The sequence below is a fragment of the Microbispora sp. NPDC049633 genome (assembly GCF_040675265.1).
GTDB classification, from domain to species: domain Bacteria; phylum Actinomycetota; class Actinomycetes; order Streptosporangiales; family Streptosporangiaceae; genus Microbispora; species Microbispora maris.
The window spans coordinates 1-18,040 of record NZ_JBFAOO010000019.1; the positions used below are offsets into that span (position 1 = coordinate 1).

Consider the following 18,040-nt stretch of genomic DNA (forward strand, 5'->3'; position numbering starts at 1 on the left):
ACTGTTGAGTTCTCAAGAAACGGACGCGACCACCATCACCCAGAACCCGATTCACCAGGCCCTACGCTCCGGGGCGTTTCGCTTCGTTCGTTGTGCCTCTATTCTGGCGAGTCCGGTTATTCGTGTCAAATCAACTCGATTTGCTTTTGAATTCCGTTTTTCACCGAGAATTTCGGCCGCCCCGTTTCCGGGACAACCCCTCGAACTTACTCGATCCCCGGCACCTCGTCGAATCGCGACGAGACACCCGAGATCGGGTCAGAGGGAGGGAGTAACCGAGAGTCTAACAACCGGATCCCCGTGGGGTGTTCCGACTCGCCGGACCCTCAGCGCGAGAGAAAGACTAGCACCGGTTGAGAGGTGCTGGAGACAACTTAGGCAACTACACAGTCTTGCCCCGTCTCCAGCACTCCCAAACCTCATCCGGCACACCTATGCCGGCAGGGCGGCGAGCTGGGCCTCGAGGCGAGAGATGTCCTCGCCGGCCTGCTCGGCACGCCGGCGCACCTTCGCCACGACGTCCTCGGGAGCCTTGGCCATGAACTGCTCGTTGCCGAGCTTCGCGGTGACCTGTGCCTGCTCCTTGCGCGCCGCGGCCAGGTCCTTCTCCAGCCGCTTCCGCTCGGCCACGACGTCGATGGCACCGGCCGTGTCGATCTCCACGAGCACCGTGCCGACGGTGAGCCGGGCTGTCGGATTGAAGGTGTCCGCCGGCTCGTCCAGGCGCAGCAGGACCCGGATCGCGTCCTCATGGGCCGCGAGAGCCGTACCGGCCAGGGACAGCCGCGCGGCCACGCGCTGGCCGGGCTTCAGCCCCTGGTCGGATCGGAACCTGCGCACTTCCGTCACCAGGTTCTGCAGGGAGGCGATCTCCTGCTCGGCCGCGGGGTCGAACAGGTCGGGCGACACCGATGGCCAGGGAGTCACCACGATCGACTCCCTGCCGGTCAGGGCACGCCACAGCTCCTCGGTCACGAACGGCACGAGCGGGTGGAGCAGCCGCAGCAGCGCGTCGAGGACGTGCCCCAGCACCCGCTTGGTGTTCTCGGCGACCGCACCGCCCTCGGCGAACTGCACCTTGGCCAACTCGACGTACCAGTCGAAGACCTCGTCCCAGGCGAAGTGGTAGAGGGCGTCGGAGGCCTTCGCGAACTCGAACTCCTCGAAGGCCGCGTCGACACTCGTGACGACCTCCTGCAGCCGGGACAGGATCCACCGGTCGGCCGCGGTGAGGTCATCGGGCAGGCCGTCGGAGACGGCGCCGTTCATCAGCGCGAACCGGGTGGCGTTCCAGATCTTGTTGCAGAAGTTCCGGGAGCCGGCCGCCCAGTCCTCGCTGATCGCCACGTCGGAGCCGGGGTTGGCACCGCGGAGCAGCGTGAAGCGTGTGGCGTCCGCGCCGTATCGCTCGATCCAGTCGAGCGGGTCGACGACGTTGCCGAACGACTTCGACATCTTCTTGCCGAACTGGTCGCGCACCATGCCGTGCAACGCCACAGTGCGGAACGGCGGCTGGCCGTCCATCGCGTACAACCCGAACATCATCATCCGGGCCACCCAGAAGAACAGGATGTCGTAGCCGGTGACCAGGACGCTCGTCGGATAGAAGCGGGCCAGCTCGGGCGTGTCGTCGGGCCAGCCCAGCGTGGAGAACGGCCACAGTCCCGAGGAGAACCACGTGTCGAGGACGTCCTGGTCCTGCTCGTAACCGGCCGGCGGCTCCTCGTCGGGTCCCACGCAGACCATGTCGCCGTCCGGGCCGTACCAGACGGGGATTCGGTGACCCCACCACAGTTGACGGGAGATGCACCAGTCGTGCATGTCGTCGACCCAGTCGAAGTAGCGCTTGGCCAGCTCCGGCGGGTGGATGCGGGTGCGGCCGTCGCGCACCGCGTCGCCGGCGGCCTTGGCCAGCGGCGTGACGTTCACGAACCACTGCAGCGACAGACGCGGCTCGACCACGGTCTTGCATCGGGAGCAGTGGCCGACCGAGTGGACGTACGGGCGCTTCTCGGCGACGATGCGGCCCTGCTCGCGCAGCGCGGCGACGACGGCGGGCCGCGCCTCGAACCTGTCGAGGCCCTGGAAGGGCCCGTGAGCGGTGATGATGCCCCGCTCGTCCATGATGACGAGCGACTCCAGCGAGTGGCGGCGTCCGATCTCGAAGTCGTTCGGGTCGTGCGCGGGGGTGACCTTGACCGCGCCGGTGCCGAACGAGGGGTCCACGTGCTCGTCCGCGACGATCGGGATGCGCCGCCCGGTGAGCGGGACCTCGACGTACTTGCCGATTAGGTGCGCGTAGCGCTCGTCGGCGGGATGAACGGCGACCGCGGTGTCGCCCAGCATCGTCTCCGCGCGGGTCGTGGCGACGACGATCTCCTCGTCACCCGAGCCGTATCGAATCGAGACGAGCTCGCCATCGTCGTCGCTGTGCTCGACCTCGATGTCGGACAGGGCGGTCAGGCAGCGGGGGCACCAGTTGATGATCCGCTCGGCCCGGTAGATGAGCCCGTCGTCGAACAGCTTCTTGAAGATCGTCTGGACGGCCCGGGAGAGCCCCTCGTCCATCGTGAAGCGCTCGCGGGACCAGTCCACGCCGTCGCCGAGCTTCTTCATCTGACCGAGGATCCGGCCGCCGGACTCCTCCTTCCACTGCCAGACGCGCTCGACGAACGCCTCACGGCCGAAGTCGTGGCGGGACAGGCCGTCCTTGGCGATCTCGCGCTCCACGACGTTCTGGGTGGCGATGCCGGCGTGGTCCATGCCGGGCAGCCACAGCGTCTCCATCCCCCGCATCCGGGCCCGCCGGGTCAGCGCGTCCTGGATCGAGTGGTCGAGCGCGTGGCCCACGTGGAGCGACCCGGTCACGTTGGGCGGGGGAAGCACGATGCTGTACGGCTCGCGCCCGCTGCCCGGGTCCGCGGTGAAGTAGCCCGCCGATACCCAGCGCTCGTAGCTCCGGGTCTCGACATCGGCGGGGGCGTACTGGGTGGGCAGCTCAGACGTAGTCACGCTGCCCAATTCTAGGGACGTCCGGACGCCGCCCGAGCCGTCGCCGCACACCCTGTGGACAACAACACGCCCGGGCGAGTGCCCGTCAGGCCGACTTCTCCCTCGGCGTCCGCTGCTGCTTGGCCTGCAGCTGGTCGCGCGGCACGAGAGTCGGGTTCACGTGCTCCAGCACGGCCTCACGGGTGATGACGACGCGGGCCACGTCCTGACGGGAGGGCACCTCGTACATCACGGACTGGAGGACTTCCTCCAAGATGGCGCGCAGGCCGCGGGCACCGGTGCCGCGCAGGATGGCCTGGTCGGCGATGGCCTCGAGCGCGTCGTCGGTGAACTCCAGCTCGACGTTGTCCAGCTCGAGCAGGCGCCGGTACTGCTTCACGAGCGCGTTGCGCGGCTCGGTGAGGATCTGGATCAGCGCACTCCTGTCGAGGTTGTGCACCGACGTGATCACCGGCAGCCGGCCGACGAACTCGGGGATCATGCCGAACTTGAGCAGGTCTTCCGGCATGACGTCCGAGAAGATGTCGGACGAGTCCATCTCCTCCTTGGAGTGGATGATCGCGTTGAAGCCGATGCCCTTCCTGCCGACCCGGGATTCGATGATCTTCTCGAGGCCGGCGAAGGCGCCGCCGCAGATGAACAGCACGTTCGTGGTGTCGATCTGGATGAACTCCTGGTGGGGGTGCTTGCGCCCGCCCTGCGGCGGCACACTCGCCGTGGTCCCTTCCAGGATCTTGAGCAGGGCCTGCTGCACGCCCTCGCCCGACACGTCCCGCGTGATCGACGGGTTCTCGCTCTTGCGGGCGATCTTGTCGACCTCGTCGATGTAGATGATGCCGGTCTCGGCCTTCTTGACGTCGTAGTCGGCGGCCTGGATCAGCTTGAGGAGGATGTTCTCCACGTCCTCGCCGACGTATCCCGCCTCGGTCAGCGCGGTCGCGTCCGCGATGGCGAACGGCACGTTGAGCATCTTGGCGAGCGTCTGCGCGAGCAGGGTCTTGCCCGACCCGGTGGGGCCGAGCAGCAGAATGTTGGACTTGGCCAGCTCCAGGCCGTCGTCGCGGCCTCGCTCCCCGGACTGGACGCGCTTGTAGTGGTTGTAGACCGCCACCGACAAGGCCTTCTTCGCCTTGTCCTGCCCGATGACGTACGCGTCCAGGAACTCGTAGATCTCACGGGGCTTGGGAAGGTTGTCCCACTTGAGTTCGGAGGACTCGGACAGCTCCTCCTCGATGATCTCGTTGCAGAGGTCGATGCACTCATCGCAGATGTAGACGCCTGGTCCGGCGATGAGCTTCTTGACCTGCTTCTGGCTCTTGCCGCAGAACGAGCACTTCAGCAGGTCTCCCCCGTCGCCGATGCGTGCCACCCCAGATACTCCTTTGCGTGGGACCGCCTGCCGCCGCGGTCGCTTCCGTCCGCACCCTCTTCGCGATCATTGAACGCGATCCGGTGCGAAAACGTCATCCCGCTCAGGTTTCGACGTTACCGTCTCTCGGGCCCTCAGTGAGCCCCCTAGCGGTGAGTCGCACCGGAACGTGCCCAAATGGGCACCGTTCCGGTGCGGCAACCTCCTCAGGAAGCGGCGACCGCCGCCGCACGCTTCTTCCGCGACGGGATGATGTCGTCCACCAACCCGTACGCCTTCGCCTCCTCGGCGCTGAGGATCTTGTCGCGCTCGATGTCCTTGCGGACCTCGTCGGGCGACTTGCCCGAGTGCTTCGCCACGAGATCCTCCAGCAGCGACCTCATCCGCAGGATCTCACGAGCCTGGATCTCGATGTCGCTGCCCTGTCCGCCGCCCTCGGTGTAGGGCTGGTGGATCAGCACGCGGGCGTTCGGCAGCGCGAACCGCTTGCCCGGCGTGCCGCCGGCCAGCAGGATCGCGGCGGCCGAGGCCGCCTGCCCCAGGCAGACCGTCTGGATCTCGGGCCGGACGAACTGCATGGTGTCGTAGATCGCGGTCATCGCGGTGAACGAGCCGCCCGGCGAGTTGATGTACATGCTGATGTCGCGGTCAGGGTCGAGCGACTCCAGCGTGAGCAGCTGCGCCATCACGTCGTTCGCCGAAGCGTCGTCGATCTGGACGCCGAGGAAGATGATGCGATCCTCGAACAGCTTGTTGTAGGGGTTCATCTCCTTGACGCCGTACGACGTGCGCTCGACGAAGGAGGGAAGGACGTAGCGGCCGTTGATGTCACCCGGCCGGATCAGCTCACTCATCTGGGAAGCTCCAGTCACGAGACGGCGCCCTCGGAGGGCACCTGGCGGGCGCTGCGCACCACGTGGTCGATGAAGCCGTAGTCCTTGGCCTCCTCGGCCGTGAACCAGCGGTCCCGGTCGGAGTCGCGCTCGATCTGCTCGAGCGGCTGGCCGGTGTGGTAGGCGATCCGCTCCGCGAGTGTCTTCTTCACGTAGAGCATCTGCTCGGCCTGGATCGCGATGTCGGCCGCGGTGCCGCCGATGCCGCCGGACGGCTGGTGCATCATGATCCGGGCGTGCGGAAGCGCGTACCGCTTGCCGCGGGCGCCGGCGCAGAGCAGGAACTGCCCCATGGAGGCGGCCAGACCCATGGCGACCGTGCAGACGTTGTTCGGCACGTACTCCATCATGTCGTAAATCGCCATACCGGCGGTTACCGAGCCACCCGGGGAGTTGATGTACATCCAGATGTCACGATCGGGGTCATCGGCGGCGAGGAGCAGGAGCTCAGCGCACAGCCGGTTGGCCACCTCGTCGTTCACCTGGGTGCCGAGCACCACGATCCGCTCGCGCAGCAGGCGCTGGTAGAGCTGGTCCTCGAGGCGGGAGGGGCCACCCTCCGGGCTCCGGGCCTCGAAGCCGGAACCACCGGTCGGGAAGAAGGTCGGCGGGCTGGTCACAGCGTCACCTTCCGATGCTCGTAATCGATTGGCTTTGCTTGTGACCTTAACGCGCGGCGCAGACAGGTCATGCCCGTGCGCCGTACTGTTCGCTGTCGGCGCATGCCCGGCCCGCGACGGCGCATCCACGCCGCATCGCTCGTGTTTCCCGCCCATGGCCGGACTGCCGAGACACATGTGTCACGGCCGTACGCGTGCTCCCCGCCCCCGGTAATAAACAATTTCCAGCGATTTGCCCGGATATAACCGGAAACCCCCGGCGCACCCGAGTGCGACGGGGGTTCAAGCGCTGCCACCGCGCCGGCCCGCCCTGCGGCAGGCCGGCGGCAGAAGTCAGGCGAGGGCCTCGGAGATCAGCTCTCCTTGGTCTCCTCGGCGGGCTCCTCGCCCGCCTCGTCCACGCCCACGGCCTCCTGCTCGGGGTTGAGCTCGGCGTAGATGGCCTGGATGTCCACCTCGTTGCCCGCGGTGTCGGTGACCTTGGCCGCGTCCCCGATGACGGTCTTGGCCTTCTCGCGCACGATCTCCATCATCGCCAGCGGGAGCTGGTTGTTGTCGGCGAGGTGCTGGGCCAGCGTGTTCGGCGCGACGCCCATCTGCATGGCGCGGCGCACCACGAAGTCGGTCAGCTCCTGCTCGCTGACGCCGATCTCCTCCGCCTTGACGATCTTGTCGAGCACGAAGCCCGACTTCAGCGCCTTGGCCGCGTTCGCCTCGTACTCCGCGAACAGCTCTTCCTCGGTGGTCTGCTGGAGACGGAAGTACGCGTCACGGCTCAGGCCGCTCTCGGCGACCTGGTGCTCGAGGTTGTGCTTGCGCGCGTCGATCTCCGCCTGGAGCGCGCTCTCGGGCAGCGGGATGTCGATCTTCTCGAGCAGCGCGTCGAGGGCCTTCTCGCGGCTCTGCATGACCTGGTCCACCAGCTTGTTGCGGCGAACCTGCTCGCGGATGCTGTCCTTGAGCTCGTCGAGCGTGTCGAACTCGCTGGCGAGCTGGGCGAACTCGTCGTCCAGCTCGGGCAGCACCTTCTCCTTGACCGACTTGACGTTGATGATCACGTCGGCCTCCTCGCCGGCGTTCTCACCGCCGACGAGCGTGGTGCGGAAGGTCTTCTCGTCGCCCGCGGCCATGCCCTGCAGCGCGTCGTCCAGGCCCTGCAGGACCGAGCCCGCGCCGACCTCGTAGGACACGTCGGCGGCCTGCTGCTCCTCGAGGTTGCGGCCGTCGATCTCGGCGCGCAGGTCCATCACGACGTAGTCGCCGTTCTGGGCCGGCCTCTCGACGCCGGTCAGCGTCGCGAAGCGCTGGCGCAGGCCCTCGAGCTGGGCGGTGATGTCCTCGTCGGTCACCTCGGCGGGGTCGACCACGATCTCGGCGCCCTGGTAGTCCGGGACGTCGAAGGCGGGACGGATGTCCACCTCGGCGGTGAACTCGACCTGCTCGCCGTCCTCGATCTTGGTGACCTCGATCTCCGGCTGGCTGACCGGGAAGACCTCGGTCTCGTCAACGGCCTGGCCGTACAGCTTGGGCAGAGCGTCGTTCAGGGTCTCCTCGAGAACCACCGCGCGGCCGAAGCGCTGCTCGATGATCCGGGCCGGCACCTTGCCAGGACGGAAGCCGGGCACGCGCACCTGCTGCGCGACCTTCTTGTACGCGGCCTGCAGGCTCGGCTCGAGCTCCTTGAACGGCACCTCGACGGTGAGCTTGACCCGGGTAGGGCTGAGCTCCTCGACAGCGGTCTTCACGGGGTGGTCTCCTTGATCCAGCATCTGGTGATCGCGGGCACGTCGTGCACGGCAACCGCGGCACAGTAACGCGCGCCGCGCCCACGTGAAAGGCGCAGGATCACCGTCTCGCCTGCACGCGACCTGTCCGGGCATGCTCGACTGTGGCGGGTGTCCAACGCCAAGGGCAGTCTAGAGCAGATGAGGCCCGGTAGCGACTGATCAGAGGTCTGCCATGATCTGCCGCAGCAGGTCCACCGTCTCCGTGGGGGTGGTGCTGACCGCGCAGAGGCGCTCCATGACCTCGCTGTAGCGGTCGACTTCTTCCCGTTTATCCAGGTAGAGCGCGCTGGCGAGCTGCTCGACGTAAACGATGTCGGGCAGGTCGGGGTCGGCGAACCGCAGGATGCTGAAGGCGCCGCCCTCGGCGGCGTGTCCTCCATAACTGAACGGGATGACCTGAATCGTCACGTTGGACTGGTTCATCAGGTCGATGAGGTGCTGGATCTGGCCTCGCATGACGTCGACTCCGCCGATCGGGCGGCGCAGCGCGGCCTCGTCGATCACGGCCCAGAACTTGGGGCTGTTCCCGCCGTCGAGGATGCGCTGGCGTTCCAGCCGCAGGTCCACCCGCCTGGCGATCTCCTCCGGCGCCGCGCCGACCGCGCCGGCCATGATGACGGCGCGCGCGTACTCCTTGGTCTGCAGCAGGCCGGGAACGAACTGCACCTCGTAGGTGCGGATGCGCTCGGCCGCCTCCTCCAGACCGACGTACGCCTGAAACCACGAGGGCAGCAGGTCGTTGAACCTGTGCCACCAGCCGGGCTCGTTGGCCCTCTCGACCAGGTTCATCACGACATCGCGCGTCTCCTCGTCCTCGACTCCGTAGAGGACGAGGAGGTCGGCCACATCGCGTTCCTTGAACCCGACCCGGCCCAGCTCCATCCGGCTGATCTTCGACTCGGACGCCCGGATGCACTGGCCGGCCTGGTCACGACTGATGCCCTTGCTCTCACGGAGCTTGCGGAGCTGGGAACCGAGAAGGATGCGCAGAGCCGTCGGACCCGATCCAGCCTGGATCTGTATCACGGCGCCTCCCTCTCACCTCGGCCCTGTGTGCCGCCAAGGGACGACCCGTACGACACCCCCAGCCCACACAGTGTCACCACTCCGGGCTCCGATGACAAGGTCTGATCTACGTGTCCCTGACGGTCAGCACATTCGCAACGTGCGTCTGCACATGACAACTGCACGTGCATTTGGGTCTTGCAGCAGCGGGAGCCACTGATCCATCATGTCTTAGGTGCATATTGGGCTAAATGTGCACCAGTCATCGATTCAGGCCAGCGGGAGGTACGGGCAACCATGTCGGACGAGCCCAAATCCGGCGGCCAGCTGACCCGCGACGTGGGATTCGGCTGGTTCCGGAGGGCGGCAGGTCCGTCCGATACGACGATGTGCCCCCTGGCCCCGCAGGCCGATTCGGTCAAGACCGCACGTGACGTCACCCGGACGACCCTGCGGGAGTGGGGCCTGTCGGAGCTGAGCGACGACGCGGCACTCGTCGTGAGCGAACTGGTTACCAACGCTGTTCGTTACGCTCTGTGTCCGGCGAACCGCACCGGTGAGCCGCCCATAACGCTGACGCTCCTGCGCATCGCGCCGCACGTGCTGCTCGCCGTGTCGGACCCGAGCGACCAGGCGCCCTCACCCGCGCAGCCCGACTTCGTCTCCGAGCACGGACGTGGCCTCTACATCGTCGAGACCTACAGCCAGGCCTGGGGCTGGGACGCGCTGGACGAGGGCGGCAAGGCCGTCTGGGCCCTCTTCCGCACCGGCGACTGACGGTCTCCTGCGGCCACCCGGCCACCGGGGCCATGTTTTCAGATGTCCGTGCAAGACACAGGGCATCCGAGGAGATTCGCGCGCCGTAACCGGGTATGCCGGGTTCCGACCCCCCTCTCACCAGGCTCTACGCCCGTCGGGGGGTCGCATGGAAACCTCAGGTCTCGGCTGGTGCAAGGCCGGTCTCACGGCTGCCGGCACCGTCACGCTTCTCGCTCTGGGAGTCGCACGCGCCTCGGCTGCGGCCGCTCCCCATGGGGACGACGTCGGCCCGTCGACACGTACCAACGTCACGAACGCGATGAAGGGCGAGGCGCTCGCGCACGTCGCCTACCGCGAGTACGCGAAGCAGGCGGACAGGGAGAACCTGCCCGAAGTGGCCGGGCTGTACAGGCGCACCGCACACACGGAATTACGCGAGCACCTCGACGAGCAGGCGAAGCTCGTCGGCCTGGTCGGCGACAACGCCGCGAACCTCCGCGACAGCATGAGCGGCGAGTCCTACGAAGCGACGAAGATGTACAAGAACTTCGCCAAGCAGGCCAGGAAGGACGGCGACCGGCAGGCGGCCCGCCTCTTCTCGGAGATTGCCAAGGACGAGGCCGCACACCACGCGAAGTTCGCCGAGGCGGCGAAGGCCGTCGCCGATCCGTCGTCCGGCGCGGTCATCCCAACGGATGTCAAGGCGAAGCGCGTGACCGTACGCGCGGGAGAGCCGGAGGTCTCGTCCGACCGGACCCTGGAGAACCTGCGTACGGCGATGAAGGGCGAAGCCTTCGCCTACGCGAGGTACACCCTCTACGGAGACAAGGCCCGCGAGACCGGTCAGCCGAGGCTCGCCAAACTGTTCCACCGCACCGCCGCCGTCGAGCGCACCGAGCACTTCGCCGAGGAGGCGAATCTGGCCGGCGCGGTGCGCGGCACCGCGGCCAACCTGTGCGCGACGATCAAGGGTGAGACTCACGAGGGCACCCGGATGTACCCCGATTACGCGCGCCAGGCCTCATCCGCCGGAGACACCGCGGCGGCCAGCGTGCTCACCGACACGGCGAAAGACGAGCTGAAGCACGCGAAGGCCTTCGCCGGTCAGCTGTCCGAGCTCGGCGGCCGTTGCCCCGCAGCGAGCTGACCGAGAGACACGGTCGTGCCCGTCCCGCCATGGCGAGAATTCGGAGACCGTGAGAAGACCAAGGCCCAGGGCCGGGGACTCACCCCCGGACCTGGGCCTTCATCGTCAGAGCGGACGACGGGAATCGAACCCGCGTAGCCAGTTTGGAAGATTGCGGCGCGTACCTCCGTTACCTGCTTCGCTCCAGGTCGGAGACGCTTCCCCCTTGCCCGCGAGTCCCCGCGATTCCCCCTTGGCGACCCTCCCGACGGGCACGCAACGGGCATGGCCGGAAGGGATGAGTCATGATCACTGCATGCATGTTGCACGGCAGTCGTTGGGCAAGACTCCTGGGAGTTGAATCCGGAACCTGCGGATTGAAGATCGGCCTCGCGCTGTTCCGGACGGTTCAATGCAGGTCATAGGGCATCTCGTCCACGTCTCCGGGGCAGGGGGTCCGGGGGGATTTTGGATGCGCATGGCGGGTCAGAGGCAGGCTTCGCCAGTGTTTTCCGGGTGTGGGTCTGCCCGCCTCTGACCTCCGTTACTGCCGGTCCAGTTTCAGCTGGACAGTGACCCAGGCGCCGCCGCGTTCCACGATCACAGGGAACGTCGCTCCGGCCCGCTTGCCTGCCATTGCCTGGTTGAGGGCGGCAGTGGTGGTGACCGGGGTGCCGTTGAAGGACCTGATGATGTCACCGGCCATGAGGCCAGAGGACTGGCTGTTGCTTCCCGGAGCAACGAACAGCACGTTGACTCCGCTGGCGGTGTTTCTCAGATAGCCATCGATGACCCCTTGCGTGCCTGGGACGATGTTGACCGTGAGGGGCTGCGTGGTGCCATCGAAGGTCATCGTGCTGCTGAACTGGCCGCCGGCCATCGGGGCATTGTCCTCCGCTTTGAGTGTGACGCTGAGTTCTCCACCCCATATCCAGTTGTTGTTCTGCATGGTCATGGTGGCCGATTTGCCGTCCGGTGCGACCGTGGCCGTACAGATGACGCTGCCGAGGCAGGTTGTCGTGTTGATACTGACGATGCGGGTGTACGGCGGGGCCTGCGCGACGAACCGACCTGGCTGGTTACGGATCAGGCTGTCAGCCTTGTAGACGACATCCTTGGCTGGGCCGCCCGTGTCCAGGTCGGGAACGCTCTGCTGCGGGGGCAGCGACCGCGCCGGACGTGCAAAGTTCGACGGCGCGCCTTCCGCAGTGGCCGCGAAGGCGGTTCCGCCGGTAAACAGGCTCGCTGCCACAGCGACGGCGGCATACGGCTTTATCCCTTTGTTTGTCATGGGTACTCCTTGCTAGCGGATGATCATGACGCATTGTGGCAGTTAGGTTGCGGAAAGTCGTGATGACGGGCCGCATGGGAGGCAGGCTAGGTAAGCCCGAGTGGGATCGTTGACTGGTGAGCGAGCAGTCCGCGTTCAATGACGGCAGCACTCTCGGCAAGTCGACACGTTCACTATCAAGGCGGAGAGTGATTCTCAGGCGGGCGGCGGTGCGGCCCACGGCGGCGGCCGATGGTCGGGTACGGCGAGCGGGTGGTGCGGTGGGCGGCCCGTGGCCCCGCCGCCGGCCGAGACCGGCGCCCACGCCGCACGCTCGGGCGGCGTTCGGGCGGCGGGCCGTGCGGCGGCGCGCCGCGCCGCCGCCTTGATCCCCAAGAACAGTTCGGCAGTGTTCCGCGTGACCTCTGACCACGGGCTGAAGTGTCGGTGGTAGAACGCCTGCATGGAGGATCGGCGTGATCGGTTGCGGGAGTTGGGTGAGCTGCTGCGGCGGCTGCGCAAGGATGCGGGCCTGACGGGCAAGGAGCTCGCGCAACTGGCGGGGGTCGCCCAGCCGACGATCTCGCGCATGGAAACAGGTCGCCTGCTACCGACTCCAGAGACGGTTGAGCAAGTGTCCGCAGCGCTCAACCTCGATCAACAAACTCGAGAAACAGAAAGGCCAGGCTCCCCATAGGGGATGACCTGGCCTTTCGCAATGGAGCGGACGACGGGAATCGAACCCGCGTAGCCAGTTTGGAAGACTGGGGCTCTACCATTGAGCTACGTCCGCGCGCGGCCGGTGTCCATCTGGTCTAGACTTCATCCGGTCGTCAGGGCGTAAGCGTACCGGAGTCTCGGAGCGCACGCGTACCCGACGAGACGGGGCGTGGCGCAGCTTGGTAGCGCGCTTGCTTTGGGAGCAAGAAGTCGCAGGTTCAAATCCTGTCGCCCCGACCATGGCTCTCGCGTTTCCCACACCGCTTGCGGCTGACAGCCGCCGGAGCGGTCCCCGCTCCCGATAGGGGTCCCCATCCATAGGGGCAACGGCACCCCCGCCGGGCTCCGGGCCTCCGGCGCGTTTCTATAACCTGTTCTCGCCGTACTCCCGGGACCCTGAGGAGCACCATGGGCGACCTGGTCCTCGTCGACCGGCCTGCCGAGGCCGTCGCGGTCGTGACGCTGAACCGTCCGCGCAAGTACAACGCGATCTCCAAGGCGCTGCTGGAGGAGTTCCGGGACACGCTGGAGCGGCTCGCGGCCGAGCCCGACCTGCGCGCGATGGTCCTCACCGGGGCCGACCCCGCTTTCTGCGCGGGCCTGGACCTCGGTGAGTTGGAAGCGAATGTGAACATCGGCCGTCCCGACTCGATCCTCCCGCTGCGGAACTTCCCCGTGCCCGTCATCGGCGCGGTCAACGGCGTGGCGGTGACCGGCGGCCTGGAGTTCGCGCTCGCGTGCGACTTCAGGATCGCCAGTGAACGGGCGCGGTTCGCCGACACCCACACCCGCGTCGGCATCGTGCCCTCCTGGGGCATGACCGCCCGGCTGAGCCAGGCGGTCGGGCAGGCGTGGGCCCGGCAGATGACGTTCACCGGTGACTTCGTCGACGCGCCCCTCGCGCTGCGCATCGGGCTGGTGAACGAGGTCGTCGCGCACGACCGGCTGCTGCCCCGGGCCGTGGAGCTCGCACGGAGCATCGCGACGACGACTCCGCAGACGCTGGGCAGGATCCGGGAGATCTACGACCTCCTGCGGGACGGCACCGGCGCCGACGGCCTGCGGGCCGAACTGGAGACCGGCCGGGACGGGCTCACCATCGCCAGCCCGGAGGACTTCGCCGCCCGCAGGCGCGCGGTCTTCGAACGGGGCCGGACCCAGAGCCGCTGAAAGTCACTCCTCCTCCACGTACGGGTGCGTGAGGAACTCGATGGCGTGGCCGTCGGGGTCGTCCACGTACACCCCGCGACCGTGGTGGCGGTGGTTGACCTGCTGCGGCTCCTGGTGGTGCGGCCCGCCCCAGTACGGCAGGCCCCGCTCGGCGATGCGGGCGCAGATCTCGTCGAACTCGTCCTCGGAGACGAGGAACGCCAGGTGCTGCATGACGATCCGGTCCCGCTCGACGATCGAGTCGGCGTAGTCGATCGTCACGCCGTTGGCGACCCGGACCGTGGCGAACGGCCCGAACGCGCCGGGCTCCGGCTCGCCGAGCAACCCGGTCAGGAACCGGGCGGACTCGAAGCGGTCACTGCTGTGCACGATCGTGTGGTCCAGTCGAGCGGTCACGGCGGCCTCCAGGTTTTCCGCGGTCCTCATCGACCCAATACCGTGGACAGGTGATCGACAAGCACATCTCCCGCGTGCTCGGGCTGCTCGGGCAGGACGACACGCTTCGCGTCCTCGCCGGACTGGTCCTGCGTCCCGGCGAGCCGCTCGACAAGGTCACCGGGCTGACCCCGGAGGCGGCGGCCAAGGCCCTTGACCGGCTGGCCAGGGGCGGTCTCGCCGTACGGGAGGAGGACGGCTGGCGGGCGCGGCCGGAGACCTTCCGCGACCTGCTGCGCACGGTCCCCTCCACGCCGGCCGACCCGATGGACGCGTTCCTGGTCGACGGGCGGCTCGTCTCCATACCGGTGAAGCGGGCCAAACGGCTGATGGTGCTCGACTACATCGCGCAGGTGTTCGAGGTGGGCGTGCGCTACCAGGAGAAGGAGGTCGACGTGGCGCTGCGGGCGTTCCACGACGACCATGCCGCGCTGCGCCGCTATCTGGTGGACGAGGGGTTCCTCACCCGGGAGGCCAACGTCTACTGGCGTTCGGGAGGAAGCGTCTGACCGGGTCCGGCCACATCGGCCGGCGCCCTTTCCCGATGGGCCCGCGGCGCGGACACTGGGAGACATGGGCGAGCCGACCAGGGTGCTTCTCGACGAGTCCCGGATCCCCCGGAACTGGTACAACGTCATCCCGGACCTGCCCACGCCGCCCCCACCGGTGCTCCACCCGGCGACGCTGCAGCCGGTCGGCCCCGACGACCTCGCCCCGCTCTTCCCGGAGGCGCTGATCGGGCAGGAGGTGTCGGGCGAGCGGTTCGTCCCGATCCCCGAGGGCGTCCTCGACGTCTACCGCCTCTGGCGGCCGACTCCGCTCATCCGCGCCCGCCGCCTGGAGCGCGCCCTCGGCACGCCCGCGCGCATCTACTACAAGTACGAGGGCGGCAGCCCGTCGGGCTCGCACAAGCCCAACACGGCGGTCCCGCAGGCGTACTACAACGCGCGGGAGGGCGTGCGCAGGCTGACCACCGAGACCGGCGCGGGCCAGTGGGGGTCCGCGCTGGCGTTCGCCTCCGCCCAGTACGGCCTGGCCTGCGAAATCTGGATGGTCCGGGCGTCGTACGACCAGAAGCCGTACCGGCGCACGCTGATGAAGGTCTACGGCGCCACCCTGCACGCCAGCCCGTCGGCGGTGACCACGGCGGGCAGCAGGATCCTGGCGGAGGACCCGCACTGCACGGGGTCGCTGGGCATCGCGATCAGCGAGGCGGTCGAGGTCGCCGGGCAGCACGACGACACGCGGTACGCCCTGGGCTCGGTGCTCAACCACGTCCTGCTGCACCAGACCGTCATCGGCGAGGAGGCGCTGGAGCAGCTCGCCGCTCTCGGCGAGACTCCCGACCTGGTGATCGGCTGCACCGGGGGCGGCTCCAACTTCGCCGGGCTGGCCTTCCCGTTCCTGCGCGAGAAGCTGGCGGGACGGATGAACCCGGTGCTGCGCGGCGTGGAGCCCGCCGCCTGCCCGTCGCTGACCCGCGGCACGTACGCCTACGACTTCGGCGACGCCGCGGGGTTCACGCCGCTGATGAAGATGCACACACTGGGGCACACGTTCGTGCCCGACCCGATCCACGCCGGCGGGCTGCGCTACCACGGCATGTCGCCGCTGCTCTCACACGTGTACGCGCAGGGCCTGGTGGAGGCCGTGGCCGTCACGCAGACCGAGTGCTTCGACGCGGGGATCCGCTTCGCCAGGGCCGAGGGGATCGTGCCTGCCCCCGAACCCGCCCACGCGGTGGCCGCGACGATCGCCGAGGCGCTGCGGTGCGCGGAGTCGGGCGAGGAGAAGGTCATCGTGATGTCCCTGTGCGGGCACGGCCATTTCGACCTGCCCGCCTACGAGAGCCGTCTCGCCGGCCGCCTGGAGGACTTCACGCTTCCGCAGGGGCGGATCGACGAGGCCCTCGCGCACCTGCCCGTCGTCTGATGCGACGCATGCTCACTGATATCCGTTTCGTCCCTTGAGCGGCGGGTACGGCTGCGCCATCGTGCCGTCATACCTGTCGGAGCACTCATGTCAAACGGCTGAAATGCGCGGTATCAGCTCCATACGATTCTGGAACACCATCCGCTCTCTCCGGAGAATTCGTTGAACCGGAACTGCGTTATCAAGGACCCCGCCCCGGGGAACCGGGCGCAGTGGCGCCGCAGCAGCGCCGCGTCCGCCAACGAGCGGCTGGCCTTCCTGAACGAGGCGAGCCGGCGTATCGGCAGCACGCTCGACCTGGCCGAGACGAGCCGGGAGCTCGTGGACGTGTCGGTCCCCCGCTTCGCCGACGCGGCGGCCGTGATGGTGCAGGACCGCCTCATGTCGGAGGGCGAGCTGTCGCCCCGGCCGGTCGACGGCACGACCCTCGTACGCCGGGTGGCCCTGGGTGTGGCCGGCGCCGATCCGGACGCCTGGATGAAGGCGTTCCCGGTCGACGAGGCGACGATCTATCCGGCGATCCTCCCGCAGGCCCAGTGCATGGCGGGCGGGAAGCCGCTGATGTACCCGTCGCTGGACAAGGAGAGCGCCCGGCTGATCGGCGCCAGCCTGGACCGGGAGGAGGCGGTCGCCTCGCTCCTGACCGACTGCTCGTTCCTCGCGGTGCCCCTGCGGGCGCGGGGCCGGGTCCTCGGCTGCGCGGTCTTCACCCGGCGCCCCGGCAGCCTGCCGTTCGAGGAGCAGGACGTGGTGGTGGCCGAGGACCTGGCCGCCCGCGCCGCGCTGTGCATCGACAACGCGCGGCTGTACACCACGGAGCGCAAAACCGCGCTGACCCTGCAGAGCAGCCTGCTGCCCGTCGAGCTTCCGCAGGCGCTCGGGATGGACATCGCCTCGCGGTATCTGCCGGCCAGCGACCTGATGGGCGTCGGTGGCGACTGGTACGACGTGATCGCCCTGCCCGGCTGCCGTACGGCCCTGGTGGTGGGCGACGTCATGGGGCACGGGACCAGGGCCGCGGCGACCATGGGCCAGCTGCGCACGGCCGCGCGTACGCTGGCGAGCCTCGACCTGCCGCCAGACGAGGTGCTGTTCCGGCTCAACCTCATGAGCCAGGACCTCGACCCGAGCCAGATCGCGACGTGCATCTACGCGGTCTACGACCCGGTGACGCGCAGTTGCGCGCTCGCCCGCGCCGGGCACGTGCCGCCGATCCTGCTGCACCCCGACCGCTCGACCGAGATCATCGAGCTGCCGTCGGGCCTGCCGCTGGGCATCGGCAGCGATCCGCTGGAGTCGCGCGAGCTGGTCCTGCCGTCCGGGAGCGTGCTCGCCCTCTACACGGACGGCCTGGTGGAGAGCCGCGAGCGGGACCTGGACGCCGGGATCATGGGGCTGCGGCGCCTGCTCGCCGGTCCGGTCGACGACCTGGAGGACATGTGCGACGTGATCATCAGCAGCCAGCGGTCGAGCCACGAGCGTGACGACATCGCCCTGCTGGTGGCCCAGGTGCGCGACCTCGATCCGGACGAGATCGCGACCTGCCCGTTGCCGGCCGACCCGCGGTTCGTCTCGCACGCGCGCCGCTTCGTCCGCGGCACGCTGCAGAGGTGGGGCCTGGGCGGCCTGGTGGACGCCACCCAGCTCATCGTGAGCGAGCTGGTCACCAACGCGCTCAAGCACGGCTGGCCGCCGATAGAGCTGCGGCTGCTGCGCGGGCGGACGCTGGTGGTCGAGGTCGCCGACGGCTCGCCCGCCGCTCCCGCCCCGCGCACGGCCACCCCCGACGAGGACACCGGCCGCGGTCTCCAGCTGATCAAGCGGTTCGCCTACCGCTGGGGCACGCGGCCCACTCCGTACGGAAAGATCGTCTGGGTCGAGCAGCACCTCCCTTGACCCGGGTGTTCCCTCCCCGGCGAGCGTGTATTACTGATCGTTGAGA

The 18,040-nt window shown here is 68.2% G+C and carries 15 protein-coding genes and 2 tRNA genes; 8 read left to right on the forward strand and 9 right to left on the reverse strand.

Annotation, left to right across the window (positions count from 1 at the left end):
• Positions 1-432: 432 nt before the first annotated feature.
• From AB0J39_RS07685 to AB0J39_RS07710, 6 genes are all read right to left on the reverse strand, one after another.
• Positions 433-3,012: a valine--tRNA ligase gene (locus tag AB0J39_RS07685; protein ID WP_363462634.1), complete on the reverse strand. Its 2,580-nt coding sequence runs from the start codon at positions 3,010-3,012 to the stop codon at positions 433-435.
• An 85-nt stretch (positions 3,013-3,097) separates the two neighbouring features.
• Positions 3,098-4,381, reverse strand: a complete 1,284-nt coding sequence (gene clpX / locus AB0J39_RS07690) for an ATP-dependent Clp protease ATP-binding subunit ClpX (protein WP_150935092.1) — start codon at positions 4,379-4,381, stop codon at positions 3,098-3,100.
• Positions 4,382-4,587: 206 nt separating this feature from the next.
• Positions 4,588-5,235, reverse strand: coding sequence for an ATP-dependent Clp protease proteolytic subunit (locus tag AB0J39_RS07695; protein WP_169987687.1), 648 nt, complete (start codon positions 5,233-5,235; stop codon positions 4,588-4,590).
• Positions 5,236-5,249: 14 nt separating this feature from the next.
• Entirely contained in the window at positions 5,250-5,894 is a 645-nt protein-coding gene (locus AB0J39_RS07700; RefSeq protein ID WP_169987685.1) for an ATP-dependent Clp protease proteolytic subunit, read from the reverse strand.
• Positions 5,895-6,247: 353 nt separating this feature from the next.
• Positions 6,248-7,639 (reverse strand): trigger factor, encoded by a 1,392-nt coding sequence (tig, locus tag AB0J39_RS07705; protein ID WP_363462635.1) that lies wholly within the window; start codon positions 7,637-7,639, stop codon positions 6,248-6,250.
• Positions 7,640-7,840: 201 nt separating this feature from the next.
• Positions 7,841-8,707, reverse strand: coding sequence for a helix-turn-helix transcriptional regulator (locus tag AB0J39_RS07710; RefSeq protein WP_363462636.1), 867 nt, complete (start codon positions 8,705-8,707; stop codon positions 7,841-7,843).
• A 366-nt stretch (positions 8,708-9,073) separates the two neighbouring features.
• Between AB0J39_RS07710 and AB0J39_RS07715 the strand changes: the two genes are divergently transcribed.
• Both AB0J39_RS07715 and AB0J39_RS07720 read left to right on the forward strand, forming a co-directional pair.
• Positions 9,074-9,463 (forward strand): ATP-binding protein, encoded by a 390-nt coding sequence (locus tag AB0J39_RS07715; RefSeq protein ID WP_363462637.1) that lies wholly within the window; start codon positions 9,074-9,076, stop codon positions 9,461-9,463.
• 148 nt (positions 9,464-9,611) lie between these two features.
• Complete coding sequence (locus AB0J39_RS07720; RefSeq protein ID WP_363462638.1) at positions 9,612-10,592, forward strand: ferritin family protein; 981 nt, start codon at positions 9,612-9,614, stop codon at positions 10,590-10,592.
• 523 nt (positions 10,593-11,115) lie between these two features.
• Here AB0J39_RS07720 and AB0J39_RS07725 read toward each other — a convergent pair.
• Positions 11,116-11,862, reverse strand: coding sequence for a PDZ domain-containing protein (locus AB0J39_RS07725; protein ID WP_363462639.1), 747 nt, complete (start codon positions 11,860-11,862; stop codon positions 11,116-11,118).
• Between the two features lie 442 nt (positions 11,863-12,304).
• On the opposite strand from AB0J39_RS07725, the gene AB0J39_RS07730 reads away from it, so the two are divergent.
• Positions 12,305-12,538 carry a helix-turn-helix transcriptional regulator gene (locus AB0J39_RS07730; RefSeq protein WP_363462640.1) on the forward strand — a complete coding sequence of 78 codons (234 nt, stop codon included), beginning with the start codon at positions 12,305-12,307 and terminating at the stop codon, positions 12,536-12,538.
• Between the two features lie 22 nt (positions 12,539-12,560).
• Here the strand turns inward: AB0J39_RS07730 and AB0J39_RS07735 are convergent.
• A tRNA-Gly gene (locus AB0J39_RS07735) sits at positions 12,561-12,634 on the reverse strand.
• Between the two features lie 90 nt (positions 12,635-12,724).
• Between AB0J39_RS07735 and AB0J39_RS07740 the strand changes: the two genes are divergently transcribed.
• Positions 12,725-12,801 (forward strand) — tRNA-Pro (locus AB0J39_RS07740).
• 168 nt (positions 12,802-12,969) lie between these two features.
• A complete protein-coding gene (locus AB0J39_RS07745) occupies positions 12,970-13,731 on the forward strand; it encodes an enoyl-CoA hydratase (protein ID WP_363462641.1) in 762 nt (253 codons plus the stop codon).
• Positions 13,732-13,734: 3 nt separating this feature from the next.
• Here AB0J39_RS07745 and AB0J39_RS07750 read toward each other — a convergent pair whose 3' ends face one another.
• Positions 13,735-14,127, reverse strand: coding sequence for a VOC family protein (locus AB0J39_RS07750; protein ID WP_363462642.1), 393 nt, complete (start codon positions 14,125-14,127; stop codon positions 13,735-13,737).
• Between the two features lie 50 nt (positions 14,128-14,177).
• Between AB0J39_RS07750 and AB0J39_RS07755 the strand changes: the two genes are divergently transcribed.
• The 3 genes from AB0J39_RS07755 (at position 14,178) to AB0J39_RS07765 (ending at position 17,994) form a co-directional block, all read left to right on the forward strand.
• The gene (locus tag AB0J39_RS07755) at positions 14,178-14,675 is read left to right on the forward strand and encodes a DUF2087 domain-containing protein (protein WP_363462643.1); all 498 of its coding nucleotides are present in this window, start codon (positions 14,178-14,180) and stop codon (positions 14,673-14,675) included.
• A gap of 64 nt (positions 14,676-14,739) precedes the next feature.
• A complete protein-coding gene (locus tag AB0J39_RS07760; RefSeq protein WP_363462644.1) occupies positions 14,740-16,098 on the forward strand; it encodes a TrpB-like pyridoxal phosphate-dependent enzyme in 1,359 nt (452 codons plus the stop codon).
• Between the two features lie 162 nt (positions 16,099-16,260).
• Positions 16,261-17,994 (forward strand): SpoIIE family protein phosphatase, encoded by a 1,734-nt coding sequence (locus AB0J39_RS07765; protein WP_363462645.1) that lies wholly within the window; start codon positions 16,261-16,263, stop codon positions 17,992-17,994.
• Positions 17,995-18,040: the final 46 nt, after the last annotated feature.